This is a genomic window from Arhodomonas sp. KWT (assembly GCF_010993615.1).
On record NZ_WNXE01000332.1, the window covers coordinates 1 to 2120 of the forward strand.

The following is a 2120-nucleotide window of genomic DNA, read 5'->3' on the forward strand; positions in this document are numbered from 1 at the left end:
GGCGCACGGCGCGCACGGTGGGCACTGATCTCCTGCCACGTCCGCTCGATGTGCTCGATGGAACGGTCGGTGACGCCTTCGCCGTCCCCGACGAGCCATTCCTCGAGCTCCGGGGAAATGCTCACGCCGAGCCAGTGCAGGAAGCGGATATTCCGCGGCCCCTTCACCGGGCACATGGTCAGCAGCAGCTCCGGCGGCGTCTCCGGCAGACCGTTATCGACCAGCGCGTCCACCAGGTCCGTGAACTCGTGGGCATGATAGATGATCTGCGTGGTAAAGAAGTCCACGCCCGTCGCCATCTTGCGACGCATCCGGTCGGCCTCGCCATCCCGTGTGGGGATGCAGATGTTGCCGACCCGCAGGCCGGGCTCGGCGATCGCCTTACGGATCATCTCGTTGGCCTCGGGCACGGACGGCCCGGGGTAGTCCACCCCGCTCTTCTCGCCGCCGACGAGGACGAACTGGCGCACGCCGTACTCCTCCCACGTCTCGCGGAACCAGTCCGCCTGCTCCTCGCGGGTGAGATGCACGACGACACGGTTGATCATCGACTCGATGCCCAGCTCGTCGCGAATCCGGCGGGCCAGGACCCGGGGCTCCATGCGCGGCTCGAAGGGGCGCTTGCGCTCGCCCTTGTCGCTCTTGGAGCTCTCCTCACGGATCTCGGGAATGTTCACGGCGTCGAGACCGACCGCCTCGTTAATGGTCGCGACCTTCTCCAGCGCGGCCTCGACGCCGGCCTCGCTCTCCCGCAGTACGGGCGGGACGACCTCCAGGTGCAGCCCGGCGGGCCGCGTGTCCAGGTTTTTCGGCTGCGTCACGCGTTTCCCCCCTGTATGCTTCGTTAACAGGACACCGCCGCCACGCGTTGCGCAGGCCGGCTGCCGGGCGATCTCCTCACCCCGGCGCCATCGACGGTGTAAATGGATCCGCCTGATATGGCGAAATCAGCTTGATCAGTCTCGGGCGGGAACCCGGGAAGGTCAAGGTTTTTGTGAGTTTCATGAATGCCCCGAATCCGCAAAGTGAAACATTTTCATATTAACGGGAGGCATAGCATGCCCGCGATCCGCCTGCTTACCCTCGCCTGTCTCGCCCTGGTTCTCGGCGCCTGCACGCAGAAACCGCAGTCGCTGGAGCTCTCGCTGAACCCGCCGGAACCGGCCGCGAGCGTCTCCGGCGGCCCGGCCGTCGCTCTCGAGACCGTGGACCGCCGTCCGGACAAGACGCTCGGCACCGTGGCGAGCTACAACGACAAGGGCGATGCCCCGATCACGACGGATCAGGACGTCGCCTACGTGCTCAAAGTCGCCACCGGCGAGACGCTCAAGCGCGCCGGCTTTCAGCCGGAGCTGTGGTCCGACAGTGCCTCTCCGCGACTGATCATCGAGATCACGACGCTGAATCATGAGGTCACGGCCGACATCCCCCGCCGGCTCCGCACCGAGGTGACGCTGACCGCCCGTGCCTGGCGCGGCGGGGAGCGTTTCACCGCGAAAGCCACGGCCTCCCACGAGAGCCGCATGGCGACGGCCCCGGGCCCCGAGCGCAATGCCAGTGAGATCGAGCGCGGACTGCGCGACGCCCTGCGCCAGCTCTTCGACCAGCGGCTGGTGGACTTCCTGGCGGGCCGGGGCTGAACCCGACCCGACTGCGCTGGCGTGTCGAATCGGCGGGATGTCGGCTGCCAGGAGCAGCTGACCGACGGCACTGCACCGGCGTGTCAAATTGCAACAGTCGTCGGCCTCCGACCTACCGGAAAGCTACCGGAAACGGTACCCCGGCACACCGCCGGCGATCTCGTGTAGGTCGTGCACGGCCACGGGCCGTGTGCGACGGCTGCCCTGCCGGCAGGCGGAAACGGCTCGCGCGCGCAGACCTCCGGCACCTAGGAGGCAACCTTGTGTCGGCTGCCAGGAGCAGCCGACCTACGGGCGCTGCTGCCCCCGAACCCGCGGGTCACCGCCGGCAGCCATGAGCAGCCGGCCTCGTATGTTTCCGCAGCGGAAGACCGGGAGGTCGTGCACGGCCGCGGGCCGTGTGCGACGTCCTCAATGACCGAGCCGGAATGTCGCACGCCTGCGGCGCACGACCTACCGCACAGGCCCGGCGGTGGCAGG

The 2120-nt window shown here is 67.9% G+C and carries 2 protein-coding genes; one reads left to right on the plus strand and one right to left on the minus strand.

The window, feature by feature from the left end; genetic code table 11:
• The coding region (locus tag G7A99_RS18570) for a methylenetetrahydrofolate reductase (protein WP_163142977.1) at nucleotides 1-821 on the minus strand (821 nt) is incomplete at its 3' end.
• Between the two features lie 237 nt (nucleotides 822-1058).
• Between G7A99_RS18570 and G7A99_RS18575 the strand changes: the two genes are divergently transcribed.
• Nucleotides 1059-1640, plus strand: a complete 582-nt coding sequence (locus G7A99_RS18575) for a YajG family lipoprotein (protein ID WP_018719725.1) — start codon at nucleotides 1059-1061, stop codon at nucleotides 1638-1640.
• The last annotated feature ends 480 nt before the right edge of the window (nucleotides 1641-2120 follow it).

Coding starts and splice junctions, on each gene's coding strand:
- G7A99_RS18575 (WP_018719725.1), top strand. CDS start 1,059: ATGCCCGCGATCCGCCTGCTTACCCTCGCCTGTCTCGCCCTGGTTCTC.